Origin of the sequence: Arundinibacter roseus (assembly GCF_004348825.1) — a bacterium.
GTDB classification, from domain to species: domain Bacteria; phylum Bacteroidota; class Bacteroidia; order Cytophagales; family Spirosomataceae; genus Arundinibacter; species Arundinibacter roseus.
The window spans coordinates 229,848-243,709 of the sequence record NZ_SMJU01000002.1; the positions used below are offsets into that span (position 1 = coordinate 229,848).

Sequence of the window (13,862 nt, forward strand, 5' to 3'; positions counted from 1 at the left end):
TTAATTTGGTTTAAGGTTCGTAGAAAGTATTTAAATGAGCTTTTATGTAAAAATAAGAAATAATATACAAAATATTATTCGGTAATTGGCCAGATATGCATTTGGCGGAACGGAACAATACATGGATATTTGCATGTTCATTAACTGAAAATAAAAATTGAACAAAACCATGAATAGTTCTAAAAAAAGATTTATATTTGCGTCAGTATTGGGAGTAATACTTTTTGCAAACCCCCTCGCTAGTTTTTCTAATGTAAGTAAAAACGATTCGAGTGCAAGAGCACAGGTACTTTCAAAAGGAACCGAAGTAAAGTTTTCAGCGTATATCTCTGAGAATTTCTCCAAGTTCAGCAAGAAGTCAGAGTGGAGTGTGATTGAAAGAATTGTGACGCAGTACAGCCTTTCACCGTCTAAGTTACTTAGCACCCCCGAAACAGACCGAGTTGCATTTTTGAAAGCGGTAAAATCGCTCAATACAAAACTGAACCGTCAACGGGGCGAAGAAGCCATACAGTGGACGCGTGATTTGAACAAAACAGTTCAGCAAGTTCAGTTTATCTGGAATTTTGATATGAATAGCCTGACCCCCGTGGTTTTTGAAACACCGCTCTATGTAGCACCCACGGCTCCGGCTTTGTAATAAAGATAATTAGTTTTTTCAAGTAGAAAAGGTTAAGGGTTTAGGAATAGTCAGTATAAAGCCTTCTCATATGAGAAGGCTTTATCTTTTTATAGCTTCCACCCAAATCTCTACCCGTCGGTTGCGCTGTCGTGCCGGTTCCGAATTGTTGCTCGCCCGCGGGCGCGTAGGGCCGTAGCCTTGCCCGCTGATGCGTTCGGCAGAAATTCCTTTCTGCACCAAAAAAGCTTTCACAACCAGTACCCGCTGCTCAGAAAGCGCCAGGTTTTTGTCAAATTCACCTACATTATCGGTGTGTCCGTGCAGGATTATTTGTAGATCCGGCCTGCTTTTCAAAAAAATCAGTGCGCTGTCCAATCCTATGATTCCATTTTCTGACAAAGCTGAATCGCTTTGTAAAAAGGGAACGTGTAAAATAGGTTCGTCAAAATCTTCTTCACTGAGATTCAGCAGTGTTTGTACTTCCGTAGTTTCACGCGTAGGACTCACCAAAATACTTCGCTCTTTGAAGCCCTGACTTACGGCGGTAATTTTATAGGTTTCAAAAGGCTTCACCATCACCCGGTAAATCCCATTGGTCGCTTTGGTTCGGGCAACAATTGAGTCGTTACTTACTTTCCGTACAATCAGATCCACACTTGCCAAAAAATCCAGATTCCGATTGTTATAAACCTTGCCTGTGATCTCAATTGTAGGGGTTCTTTTGGGCGCTGTAACCCGTATTTCCGGCAAAATAGGTGTTTCTTTCGGGGGATTTGGAACCTGTGCGGATGCATCAATCGTCCGGGCCAATTGCTGAAACTGCTGCCGCACGAGCACCGGAGTCATGACGCGGTCATAGAGCCGGATCAGCGCCACAGCGCCACTGCTTGCCTCGTTGCGGGCAATCAGATCGTCCTGAAAAAAGTTCAGTACCTGATCTTTCCCCAGCACGGCTTCATCGCCGGGATCGCGAAAGGCTACTTTGGACTCGCCATCCACGTACATTTTGATTTCGTGTGTCTCCACATCTCGTGAAAACACATAGTGTACGTACTCATTGGGTTTGACGGGTGCTTTTTCGCCCGTAGCGAAGTTGAAGAAATTGAGCCTGCCTTCGTAAATGTAGCAACCATTATCAGACTGACGATTTTTAAAATCCAGTACACGTTTCCAGCTTTCGAGGTCGCGCAGGCGAAAGTAAATTTCAATGGTAAAAGATCCGTTCAGAAATCCGTCTGCCGAGCTATTGTCAAATTGTAACCCAGAGTTTTCTTCAAACTGATACACTATTCGCTTTTTTTTACCAAGCTCCGGCAGAACTTCTTCGACAAACTTCCCGGGTTCTCCCAAAGGCAGCAACGACGGGCCGGTACTATCTGTGGAGGACAATCCTTTGCTGAAATCATAGGTCAGCTCCTTTTGAGCAAATACACCTGAAAATGGAATCAGCAGAAGGCCTAATAGAGTTAAAAAAAAGGAACGCACACAGATCATGAACACAACAGATGTAAAAATACGATTTGAAAACCGTTACTCAGTTTCTATTTCTCCGGTCAGATATAACCGAACCTGTCCGCTGATCAAGGTGCGATCTCCGGCAAGTTCACACCGAAGAAAACCGCCTCTTGGCGAAAGCTGACGGGCGGTCATAGACGTTTTATTGAGCCGCTCGGCCCAGAAAGGAATCAGCGTTGTGTGTGCTGAACCGGTTACAGGGTCTTCGTCAATGCCTGACTGAGGGGCAAAAAAGCGGGATACAAAATCGACCTCATCGCCGGGAGCAGTCACAATCACTCCACGGGTAGGAATGGTAGAAAGCACGAGAATATCCGGCGTCATTTCCCGAATTTGCGTTTCGTTTTCGACTACTACCAAATAGTCTGATTTTCCCTTAAATACATCAAAAGGTTCCAGAGCGCTCATACTTTCGTGGAGTGCGGGTGGCGCTACGGCTATATGTAGCGTATCTGCCGGAAAATTGAGCGTAAACCAGGAATCCGTGCGGGAAACTGTCAGTAAACCGCTGCGTGAGTCGAAGGAGATTTCGGATTCGGGATATTCTTTTATGATAAAAATTACGTAGGCAGCTGCCAGGGTAGCATGTCCGCAGAGATCTACTTCGGTCGTTGGTGTAAACCAGCGAATGTGAAAACCGGTTTCGGTGGCTACATAAAATGCAGTTTCGGCCAGGTTGTTCTCACAGGCAATTTGTTGCATCAGTTCGTCCGGAATCCATGATTCCAGCGGAACAACGGCCGCAGGATTGCCCGCAAAGAGACGATCAGTAAAGGCATCCAACTGATATAGGGGGAGTTTCATAAGATTTACGGGAAAAACTTAGCGAAATTTTTGTAACAAGGTATTAAAAATATTCTGGTCAAAATAACGCAGGGAAGGAATTTTTATGGTGGCTACGTCAAACTTAGGGTCCGAAAGTTCGTAAGCTGCCGGAACGGCCACCGTGAGCATGCCCGCGGCTACCGCAGATTTCAGGCCATTTCCCGAATCTTCAAATGCCAGACAACGGGCAGGATTGGCCCCCAACCTTCGGGCAGCGCCCAAATACACATCCGGGTAGGGTTTGTTGCGGGCTTCGAGTAGGGCAGAATGCCAGAGTTTAAAATAAGGTTTAAGTTCCAGGCGATCGAGCACACTTTCGATAATGTTCATAGGCGAAGCCGACGCAATGGCCAAAGGAATATTTTGATCGGCAAAGAAACGAACGGTTTCCGGGGCTCCCGGCATTTCCTGCGCATCATGGGCAATACGCACATGCGCAAGAGCCAGAATTTCTTCACCAATTTGAAGCTGAGTTTTCCCGGTCCAGGGCATTCGGTCGTAGATGTATTGTACAAATTGACTCGTTCCCAGGCCAGTAGCTTCCTGACAAATCTCGACCGTCAGCGGAACGTTTACGGTTGCAAATACGTCCAGGGCCACTTGCTGCCAAATCGGTTCCGAATCGACCAACAGGCCATCCATGTCAAATAGTACAGCTTCTATCATTTGAATCGGATCAGCATAGACTGTACCCTGGGGTTGAGTTGGTACATGCCGGGTTGACTTGACGTGAAGAGGTTATCACCAGAAACGGAGGTCGCAAGCTGTACCTGTTTTTCATCTTCTGAATCATACGCAAAAATCAGGCTCAGGTAGCTTCGGCGATCCGTTGAGAAGGAAAGTTTTCCACCTTTCCAGTCGTTTACGGTGCCGCCAAAATCCCAGTCAAAACCGGTAAGAACAAAAGGTTTGCCATTTGCTTTTTCAACTTCCTGCAAGGTAGAACCCAGCCTCAGGTCGCCTTCCAGCAGCCATTCACTTTGTTCCGGATTTTCTACTGTCCCCAGACGAACCCATTCGGGTGTAGCGCGCTGCAGGGTGTCGGCCCACATGATGTGCGCTTCGTTGGGTGTCCCCTTAAAAAGCGTAGTGCCCCATATATAAGCTCCTTCGCCGATGTAAATAGAATCGGCCTGAACGTTTTCATTTCCCAGAAGCTCCATAAGCGCTTGTTCGCTGGAAGTTTTATGAACCATGCCGACTTTTTTACCGGGTATTACGTAAAAATCGTTGGGCGACGATTGTATGTCGGGGCTGTCCTGTACCACAAGCGGTTCGGAAGATTGTCGGGAAGTGACGGAATTACAGCCGGAGAGAGTTGTGCCAATAAGCGAGCAAACCAGAAAAATAAGTTGAACGTTGCGCATGAAGTAAAAAAAGGTTTCGACAGTTGTGAGGCCGATGCTCCAAAAAGAGGAAAGTTAGGTTTGATTTAATCCACAAAAAATAGGCCAGCGGTTTATTTAAATATCTGCCTGCCGAAAAGGCTTCACATCCAGTGTGTTCCAGACTTTTCCGGTAACGTAGGGGTCACTTTCCAGCCACTCATGAAGTTGATCTTCGGTTTCAAAATCGACGAGCATCATCGAACCAATCATCGTGCCTGCGGGGTCAAGTAAAGCGCCACCCAAAATAAAATTCCCGTCTGCCTTTAATTTGCGGGCTCTTTCAAAATGAGCCGGGCGCGCCTGCATGCGGCGTTCGTATGCCTCAGAGTCGATATGGTCGTAAGCGTGCAATACGTATTTCATGAATCACAGATAATTAGATTGATTTTTGTTTTTTCAACTTCAAATATACACCATTGGTCCAGCCAAAACCTTCCTGCACGGCATATTCTCCTCCACAGGCCACTAATTTTGTATTGGAAACATTATATTTCTCCAAAATATCGCCAGTAGCCTGATAGTGTTTTTCTACCAGATTCATGAAATTAAGTCTCAGATTTTCAGCAGTTTTATCAAAGTTATAGTTGCGAAGACCCTTGTACACAATCCATTGCAGGGGTGCCCATCCGTTGGGTACATCCCATTGCTGTCCGGTGTTGTTGAGGGAGGTCAGTACGCCGCCTGAACGCATAAAGTTAAGGCGGATGTAGGCATTTATAAAACGCGCCTGCTGATGAGAGGCTAATTTGAAGTACAGTGGAAACACTCCGGCCAGGGTAAAAACAGGTGTGAAGGCATTTTTTACAAAATTGAAATCCATATAAAATTGCCGCTTCGGATCCCAAAATACCTGCTGTATAGCGGCCTGACGCAAGCGGGCTTTCTGATCAAAGCGTCGGTAGAGCTCATACTGATCTGCCAGGTAGTAGGCTTCGGCAAGCGTATTTTCCAGATAGTACATCAGGCAGTTGAGGTCTACGGGAAGTATATCGGTCGTTTCGGTGGATTCAAAGGTTTTGCCGTCGGCCATCCACCGACTGCTGAAATCCCAGCCCGACTCGGCGGCGGCCCGGATGTGGCGGTAGGTTTTTTCAGGTTTCATCCCAAATTTATCGCGGGAAGCGTGGGCGTGCTCCACATCTTCAAAGTACGATTCAGGACGCGGCGTAGCCCGGTCATCCCAGTAGCGATTTAGTACGGTTCCATTTGGTAAAAGTACAGCGCGACGATTCGCAGAGTAGGGTTTCGTCAGCCGATCGGCCCCATCCATCCAATAGTCATATTCCCGCCGGAGCTGAGGAAGGTAGCGGAGCAGGATTTTTTTACCTTCCATTTCGCTGTACAACCGTATCATAAGTGCAAAAAATGGCGGCTGGGACCGGCTTAAATAGTAGGTACGATTGCCCGTAGGTATATGGCCGAAATTATCCAGTAAATACACGAAGTTGTTAATCATGTGCTCGATCATTTCCTGTCGGCCCGACTCCCGCAACCCAAGCATGGTAAAGTAGCTGTCCCAGTAGTAGATTTCACGGAAACGGCCTCCCGGCACTACGTATGGTTCCGGCAGTGGAATCAGCGAACCGCCGCGCCGCTGATCTTCGGGCTTTCGCGACAACCGCGACCAAAGCCGGTGAATATGCTCGGATAAAGGCCGTGGCTCGTCGGCTTGATCTTTGGTCTTTATCAGGTGTGGCAATCGAAAGTACTCCCGAACAAATGCTTCCAGGCTAAAATCAGGATGATCTTTCTGATGAATATATTCTTCAATGATGCCCGGTGGATCCATCCTGGGAATACAGTCGGCGAAGGTTTTGGAGTCATCAAAAATACGACTCATCTGAACGGCTTCAAATAAGGGTCCCAGGAGGTCGTCAGGAGAAGTGTGTGCCTGCCCAAAGCTGGCCGATGTTGCGAGTTTCAATGAAGTTATCAGCGTTGAATGAATAAAATTCCTGAGTCGGGGCGAACGTTTCTGTGACCCTGCTCAGGAATAAACCGGGGCAGTTTGGGAGTTTATTTCTCCAAACTGCTTTGAAATATAAATCAGAAACTATAAAAAATGTTTACCAGAGCCTCCTGATTTTACTTTTTGAACAAATCAAGAGCGGCGCTGCTCATGGCCAAAACTCCCGTTTTGATGGTTGGCTCAGGCACAGGTGCAAACAACGGTGAGTGCAGCGAGGGGAGCTGTTCGCCTTTTGCTTTGGCCTCCCGAATCCGCTCCTCAGATAAAGTACCAAGCCAAAACATAAATATCGGAACGCGATTATTTTCGAGCGCAAAACGGCTGAAATCCTCACCAACCATGTACAGTTCGGTTTCAACGAGTTTATTTTCTCCGAAAATATTTTTGAAAAGTCCCACCATCCGTCGTGTGAGCGCAGGATCGTTGACCGTGGCGGGCGTCATGGGCTCGCGAATGCTGATGTGGGGCATTTTGTCGGCAGGTAATCCCACCGAAAGCGCCAGATTTTGACTGATTCTCTTAATGGATTCAATCGTTTTGGTGCGCACCTCTGGCGAGTAGGAGCGTAGCGTTAGCTGCATTTTTACCTCATCTGAAATGATGTTGTGCACGGTTCCGCCATGAATCGAGCCAACCGTAACTACCGCCGGGTCGATGGGGTTGATGGTACGACTAACTATGGTTTGAAACGCCATGATTAGTTGGGCGCTCAGGACCACGGGGTCAATGGTGGTTTGCGGAGCGGCCCCGTGGCCTCCCTGCCCAAACACTGTAATATCCATCATATCCACACTTGCCATCAGCGGCCCCTCGCGGTAGCCGATGGTTCCGGCGGGCAGGTACGAATTATCGTGCAGCGCCAGGGCATAATCCGGCACGGGTGCAAAATCAAAAAGCCCGTCTTTCAGCATCTGATCCGCACCCAATCCATTTTCTTCAGCAGGCTGCCCCACCATCACGAGCGTACCTTTCCAGCTATTTTTCAAACTGATCAGCGCTTGCGCTGTACCTACAAACACAGTCATGTGAATGTCGTGCCCGCAGGCGTGCATAACGGATACTTCGTTGCCGGCGGCATTTATTCCGCGGGCCTTACTGGCGTAGGGCAGGCCGGTTTTTTCTTCCAAAGGCAAGGCATCCATGTCGGCCCGAATGAGTACCGTCGGACCGGGGCCATTTCTAAAAACTCCAACAATTCCGTGGCCACCTACTTTTTCTTTCACCTCAAAGCCCAGCGCTTTAAGTTCAGAAGCCATCCTGGCGGCACTTTTTTCTTCCTGCAAAGACAGCTCCGGATTTTGGTGCAAATGCTTGTAGAGAGCTTCGAGTTGCGGGTAGGCTTTATTGGTAAGATCCTGAATTTGTCGGGTTGTACCGGATGGCTGAGCCACGAGTTGTGCGCTCAGTCCAGTTAGGCAAAGGGCAAAAAAGAGTACTTTCATACCAAGGGGGGAATACATCGTAGGGTGAAAAATTAGTTGGCAGGAGTGATGACAATGTTGCGGTATTCTACCGGACCGTGGTCGCCCTGAATGTACAAGGGGCCCGGTTCGCCTTCGTTGCTATCGAGCGCACCGCCGGTAATTCCCGGAATTTCCTGATTGGTAATGACCGTTTTTCCATTGACCGCAAGCGTAATCATTCGCCCGATCAGCGTCACGTCAAATGACTGCCACTCGCCGGGTTCTTTGGCCATCATTTCGCTTGGGCTGATGAACCCGTATACACCGCCCAATTCGCCGGGCGAAGGTTCCATGCCTTTGCCGTCGGTTACCTGCACCTCATAACGCCCGCGCAGATACACGCCGCTGTTGCTTCCCTTGGGAATGCGGAATTCTACGTGCAGCTTAAAATCGTTGAATTTTTGATCCGTTATAAGATTTGCCCCCGACTTTTCACTTTTCAAAACACCATCCTTAATTACCCATTGATTGGTACCCTCGGCATGCCAGCCGGTAAGTGAGTTTCCCTGTGTCAATTTGATCGGTTTTCCCCAAACCGGCGGAGAAGTCCGGCGAAGGGAAGGTGCCCTCACGCCCGTCCAGCTATACGTTTTGCCATCGGGGGTTGTCAGTGAGCCGCTGATTTTATCGCCCTGAAAGGTTCCTTTAACCGAAAAATCGCCCGTTCCGCTTTCCCACTGCGGAGGAATGGCGAAATGGAATGTATTGTCTTTAACGTGTACTTCTGAAATAGGCCGGGCACTTCCCGAAACGGACACAAATTGCCCGACCAACGTACGATTGCCCGAATGCCGGACTTCCAGCCACGAAGGAGCCGGTTTGCCGTTCATATCCACCGTAATATCCCAGCGCCCTTCCAGAGAAATCGCCATTGGGCTGGCTGACAGTAGGTTAGGAGTAATTGTCCAAAATGTAGTAAAAACAAGAGTTAGTACATACAAGTAAACCGGTTTAGGAATTATTTTAAAAAATCTGTTCATGTTGATGCATTTGGTTAAAAATGTCAAGTTACTTAGATTTTTTAAAAAATACGATTGTCACGTAAACTAGTAGTCCGAAGGGTTTTTATAATCCTGACTTAGCCTATAAGCGAGCGAAGGAAAATCGTCTATTTTCAAAGACAACCCCAGGGAAGTCATCCTTAATACCAGCAAGTCATGTATTTTTACTGGAAAAGGAATTTTTACTCAACAAAACAAAAAGAACGATGACTGCACTAATGACCGCCGTTAACCGAAATAATGTATCGCTTGTCCATCAGCTGATTCAACAGGGAGCTGATGTAAACGAGCTGGATTCCAATCAGGATGCACCGCTTGTGATGGCTGCCTACAAAGGCTATCACGAAATTGTGAAGGTACTTTTGGAAGCAGGAGCCGATGTACACGCCCTGGACCCCTCGATGAAAGCCACCGCGCTGCACGCCGCAGCCTATGCCGGACGAGCCGAAGCAGCCAAAGTATTGATTGAGAATCACATAGATATTAACCGGCAGGGTCCTTATAACGGCTACACAGCGCTGCACGATGCCATTTGGCAAAACAACGTAGAGGTTGTGAAAGTACTGTTGGTTGCCAATGCTGATCTGTCGATCCGCTCAAAGGAAGGTAAAACACCGCTCGAATTTGCCCGATCAAAGAATCACAAAGAGATTGTGGCGATGATTGAAGAGAAGATGAAGGATTAAATTTTCAACTTGTTTTTAGGAGAAGAATTAAGGAATAGTAACTCTTCTCCTAAAAAAATAGATTTTATTTTATACTGTTCCGCTTGCCCAATTCCTCATAAACAACATCCATGATGGCTGTGCGGATGTTGAGCTGATACAATCTGGAATTTTCGCGGGTAGGATACACCCGATTCGACAAAAACACAAAGTCAAGATTGATCGCAGGATCCATCCAAACCATGATGCCCGTAAAGCCCGTATGTCCAAAACTCATCGGGTGTGCGTAGCGGGGCGCGTTGCCCGAATATTTGAACGTCGGTTTGTCAAACGCAATGCCTCGTCGGCTGCCGAGTTCGGGAAATTGGTAGCGGGTAAAATCAAAAAGTGCCTGAGAACTAATGTGTTGCTTACCCCCATAGTAGCCATTTTGAAGGTACATCTGCATGACTTTCATGAGGTCATTGGCATTGCCAAAAAGTCCGGCGTGGCCGCTGAGCCCGCCCAGCATCGCCGCGCCTTCGTCGTGTACTTGTCCGTGAATAAGCGTTTGGCGAAAAAATGTATCCCGCTCGCTCGGCGCAATTTGATCCAGCGAATAAAAACGTTTTGGATTGAAAGTCAACGAATTAGCTCCCAGATATTTATAAAAATTTTCTTTTAAATACGTTTCAAAATCCACGCCGGTAATATTCTTAACAACTGTCGGATATAAAATAAACGAAAGGTCGCTGTACACATAGCCTTCTTCGGGGTTAAGGGGCGAATCTTTGATCGATTTAAAAATGACTTTCTGATAATCTTTATGAATAAACAGACTGTCGCCCACCACCGACGTGGGGTATTTATCAGAACGCGTCGTGCTGAACGTATTCTTTTTCCAGCTTCCATCGGGCTTTTGGGCTTCCCGCCAAAACTGAATCCAGGATTTCAGCCGCGCACTGTGGGTCAGTACTTTACGCCAGGACAAATCCGCTTTGTTTGATTTTTTCAGGAAAGGCAAATAATCCTTCATGGTTGCATCCAGGTCAAACTTTCCCTGATCGTACAGACTCAGCAGTGCCAGCGTGGAGGCCGTTACTTTGGTAACCGAAGCAAGGTCGTACAGGTCGTTGAGCTTGACAGGTTCATCGCCTTCGTAGGTATGTTTTCCATAGGCTTTTCGGAAAAACACTTTTCCATCTTTGGCCAATTGTACCACACAACCCGGCGTTGCCTGCTGCGTGAGCGCTACCTGCACAATGGAGTCAATTTTGGACTGAATGATTTTGGAATCTAGTCCCACCTCTTCGGGCAGTGTATATTTAAGCCGTTTCAGCGAAGGAGTAATCAGGCCGGCGCCGTAGGCATAGCGGCTGTTGACCGTCACGGGGAGTTTTCCTTCGGCAGGAATTGCTCCAAAAATCAACTGTGCGGACAAGTCTTCCGTAAAGGGAGTCAATTGATAAGCCATTACCAATGCTTTGGCGCGCTCGGGCTGATCAATTTTGTTGAGTACATAGGGATTGCCAAAAAGTGTAACCACGGCTTTGTTGGTAGCCATGAGCGATTCCAGCGCAGTTTTCATGCCCGGTGTCAGGCCAAAGTTCAATCGGGGGGAAATACTTCCCTGATGCACACCTACGAGCAATAAATTATACCCCCGAACCTGCGCCAGAAGCGTATCAATCTGCGCCGGGGTGGGTTTTGAGGATAATCTAAAATTGTCAATTTGCGTATAAAGTCCGGCTTTGTTTTGGAAAGTCGTAACAGTATCTGCCCCCAGCGAAATCGCTGCAATTTTCAGTGTATCGAGCCGCTGCAAAGGCAGTAAATTCTGGTCATTTTGCAGAATCGTCAGGGCTTTTTCGGTCAGGAGGCGGTTGGTAAGTTCGGCTTCTTTGGGATTTAGGTCTTCGTATAGATTTGCCAGTTCAATGGGTTTGATCTTGTTTAAACCGACCCAGGCTTTGGCCTGTAAAACCTTGTAGCAGCGGGCATTCACCTCTGCCTGCGTGAGGCGTCCTTCGGCAATTGACTTTTTTATTTCGGCAATTGCTTTGGGTACATCCTCGGTAAATTCCAGCAAATCCATTCCCGCTTCCAGGCCCATTGCGTCGGCTTTTCCGTCCGAAAAGTACTTTGTAACACCTTTCATATTCATAGCGTCAGAATAGATTAATCCCTGAAACCCGAGCGAATCCCGTAATAGGGAAGAAACTATTGGCTTGGAAAGTGTAGAAGGCAAATTGGGCGTACTGTCCAGCACCGGAATACTCAGGTGAGCAATCATGGTCCCACTTAATCCATTATTTATCAGAACCTTAAATGGATATAATTCGAGAGAATCCAGCTCTGCCCGGCTTTTGGCGATCAGCGGCAGGTCATAGTGTGAGTCGGTACCGGTATCGCCGTGGCCGGGAAAGTGTTTGGCACTTGTAAGCAGGCCGTTGTACTGCATGCCTTTCATGTAGGCAAGGGCTTTTTCGGCTACCCGGTATTTATTTTCCCCAAAGGATCTGAAATTTATAACCGGATTATTAGGATTATTATTGACGTCAGCGACGGGTGCAAAGTTGATATGTACACCTAATCGGCGTGCCTGCCGGGCCAACTGAGCACCCATGTCAAAAATCAAATTTTCATTTCCCTGAATAGCGCCCAACGTCATTTGGTAGGGATAGCGCACGGTGCTGTCGATACGCATAGCAAGGCCCCACTCAGCATCCATTGCAACCAACAGTGGTACTTTGGACAGTGCCTGATACTCGTTGGTCAGCCGGGCCTGTGGCAGCGGGCCGCCCTGAAAAAAAACCACCCCGCCAATTTTGTTATCCCGAATCATCTGCCGAACCGCCGCCGGATTGCTTCTGGCGGTATCAATCAGCGAGCGTTTGGTGTCCGAGGTTGCGGCAATCATGATGAGCTGAGCAATGCGTTCGTCGGGTGTGAGGCTGTTAAAAACGGAATCAACCCAGGCTTTTTGGGTAGCGTTGAGTCGCAGAAATTCAGGCTTGGTTTGGGCCTTCGCCGGAGAATAATTGATGAAAAAGAGTAAAGAAAACAGAAGAATGAACAGATTTTTTTTCATGTCAGGTCAGGCCGAAACGTTGTTTTGCCAAAGTTTGGAAAATACTGGGAAGATTGCAACGGAAAGGCGGATTTGCCGTTCGGGTACTAGTTGAACCATTAAGAAATTAAGGGAATAAAGTTTTTCTTACTTTTCTTAATTCCTTAGTGGTAAGCAATAGAAATCAAAGAATAAACCCAAGAAGCAGCCCGCCCAAAATAATGAGGTAGGAGGGGATTTTGGTAAATGTAAGTACGACGAGGGTTGCCATTAAGGTAATTAAAGGCGGCCAACTAACGACCATCGGCACAAAGAGCGTAGCAGCAGCCGAGAGCATCAGGCCGACACTCGTGGCATGAACGCCTTGCAGAGATGCCCGCACGCCCCGGTATTTTTTAAGCTGATCCCAAAACCGATACGCAAAGAAAATAAAGAAAGTGCCCGGCAGAAAAATCCCAACGGTAGCGACCAATCCCCCCAAAATAAGTCCTGAAATGCCTAAATGCTGCATGGACATAGCCCCCACGTAGGTAGAAATGGAGAAAACCGGGCCCGGTACCACCTGCGTCAGCGCCATACCTGTCAGAAATTCCTCCTGTGTGAGGTAGTGTTTGAAATTAACAAACTCATTAAAAAGTATCGGAATCAGTACTTGCCCGCCCCCAAAAACCAGGCTGCCGTTTCGATAAAAGTTCTCAAAGAGTCGAACCGGAAGCGATTTGGTTACAGCGCCCACAACTGCTGCCGCAATAAGTACGGCCAACCACAGCAAAAAGTTGCTCCAATTGATCCGCAGGCGTTCTTTATCCATTTTGGGTTGTTGTTTGAAATTCAAGGAAGCTACCACGCCTCCCAGCACAATGACCACGGGCGTCATGTAAGGGGAAGGATAAAGGTAAGTCACTGCTGCTGAAATAATCAGCAGTCCCCAACCTTGAAAATCATGGATCACTTTTCCGGCAATTTTGAAGCCTCCGTGAATCAGAAATGCCACGGCCATTGGACCCAGGAAACGGGCGAAATTGAGCGAAATTTCTTTTTCTTCGAGCAGGTAAATCCCGATTGCGGCCATAGTCATAAGCACCATCGCCGGCAACGACCATACCAGAACGGTGAGGTACGCCAGGCTCGGCCCACCTATTTTGAAACCCAGTGCGGTCACGGTTTGGGTGGAAGTGGGGCCGGGCAAAACCTGACAAAGTGCCTGTAATTCAAGGAGCTCGGCTTCGGTTAGGTAGCGCCGTTTGACTACCAGCAAATCGATCATCATCATCAAATGTACCTGCGGCCCCCCGAAGGCCGTACAGGCCAACAGGAGGACGTCCTTTAAGAAAATCAGGTAGCGAAATCGACGCATGATTTGTT

12 protein-coding genes are annotated in these 13,862 nt (G+C 47.7%); 2 read left to right on the plus strand and 10 right to left on the minus strand.

What is annotated here, in order from left to right:
* Positions 1 to 169 precede the first annotated feature (169 nt).
* On the plus strand, positions 170 to 640 hold the full coding sequence (locus EZE20_RS03495) for a hypothetical protein (RefSeq protein WP_132114546.1): 471 nt from the start codon (positions 170 to 172) through the stop codon (positions 638 to 640).
* An 81-nt stretch (positions 641 to 721) separates the two neighbouring features.
* On the opposite strand, the gene EZE20_RS23950 is transcribed toward EZE20_RS03495, so the two are convergent.
* The 8 genes from EZE20_RS23950 to EZE20_RS03535 all read right to left on the minus strand — a co-directional run bounded on the left by EZE20_RS23950 (position 722) and on the right by EZE20_RS03535 (position 8,654).
* Positions 722 to 2,107: an OmpA family protein gene (locus tag EZE20_RS23950; RefSeq protein WP_165933400.1), complete on the minus strand. Its 1,386-nt coding sequence runs from the start codon at positions 2,105 to 2,107 to the stop codon at positions 722 to 724.
* A gap of 45 nt (positions 2,108 to 2,152) precedes the next feature.
* Positions 2,153 to 2,941, minus strand: a complete 789-nt coding sequence (locus tag EZE20_RS03505) for a PhzF family phenazine biosynthesis protein (RefSeq protein WP_132114548.1) — start codon at positions 2,939 to 2,941, stop codon at positions 2,153 to 2,155.
* An 18-nt stretch (positions 2,942 to 2,959) separates the two neighbouring features.
* The gene (hxpB, locus tag EZE20_RS03510) at positions 2,960 to 3,628 is read right to left on the minus strand and encodes a hexitol phosphatase HxpB (RefSeq protein ID WP_132114550.1); all 669 of its coding nucleotides are present in this window, start codon (positions 3,626 to 3,628) and stop codon (positions 2,960 to 2,962) included.
* The gene (locus EZE20_RS03515) at positions 3,625 to 4,329 is read right to left on the minus strand and encodes a hypothetical protein (RefSeq protein ID WP_132114552.1); all 705 of its coding nucleotides are present in this window, start codon (positions 4,327 to 4,329) and stop codon (positions 3,625 to 3,627) included. Before EZE20_RS03515 ends, hxpB begins: the two co-directional genes overlap by 4 nt.
* A gap of 96 nt (positions 4,330 to 4,425) precedes the next feature.
* Positions 4,426 to 4,713: a YciI family protein gene (locus EZE20_RS03520; RefSeq protein WP_132114554.1), complete on the minus strand. Its 288-nt coding sequence runs from the start codon at positions 4,711 to 4,713 to the stop codon at positions 4,426 to 4,428.
* Between the two features lie 13 nt (positions 4,714 to 4,726).
* The gene (gene treF, locus EZE20_RS03525; protein WP_317129153.1) at positions 4,727 to 6,298 is read right to left on the minus strand and encodes an alpha,alpha-trehalase TreF; all 1,572 of its coding nucleotides are present in this window, start codon (positions 6,296 to 6,298) and stop codon (positions 4,727 to 4,729) included.
* A gap of 137 nt (positions 6,299 to 6,435) precedes the next feature.
* On the minus strand, positions 6,436 to 7,761 hold the full coding sequence (locus EZE20_RS03530; protein WP_132115095.1) for an amidohydrolase: 1,326 nt from the start codon (positions 7,759 to 7,761) through the stop codon (positions 6,436 to 6,438).
* Positions 7,762 to 7,793: 32 nt separating this feature from the next.
* Positions 7,794 to 8,654: a 3-keto-disaccharide hydrolase gene (locus EZE20_RS03535; protein WP_228713512.1), complete on the minus strand. Its 861-nt coding sequence runs from the start codon at positions 8,652 to 8,654 to the stop codon at positions 7,794 to 7,796.
* A gap of 296 nt (positions 8,655 to 8,950) precedes the next feature.
* On the opposite strand from EZE20_RS03535, the gene EZE20_RS03540 reads away from it, so the two are divergent.
* On the plus strand, positions 8,951 to 9,469 hold the full coding sequence (locus tag EZE20_RS03540; protein WP_228713549.1) for an ankyrin repeat domain-containing protein: 519 nt from the start codon (positions 8,951 to 8,953) through the stop codon (positions 9,467 to 9,469).
* 64 nt (positions 9,470 to 9,533) lie between these two features.
* On the opposite strand, the gene EZE20_RS03545 is transcribed toward EZE20_RS03540, so the two are convergent.
* Both EZE20_RS03545 and chrA read right to left on the minus strand, forming a co-directional pair.
* On the minus strand, positions 9,534 to 12,518 hold the full coding sequence (locus tag EZE20_RS03545; RefSeq protein WP_132114562.1) for a glycoside hydrolase family 3 N-terminal domain-containing protein: 2,985 nt from the start codon (positions 12,516 to 12,518) through the stop codon (positions 9,534 to 9,536).
* Between the two features lie 163 nt (positions 12,519 to 12,681).
* Positions 12,682 to 13,854 carry a chromate efflux transporter gene (chrA, locus tag EZE20_RS03550; RefSeq protein WP_132114564.1) on the minus strand — a complete coding sequence of 391 codons (1,173 nt, stop codon included), beginning with the start codon at positions 13,852 to 13,854 and terminating at the stop codon, positions 12,682 to 12,684.
* Positions 13,855 to 13,862: the final 8 nt, after the last annotated feature.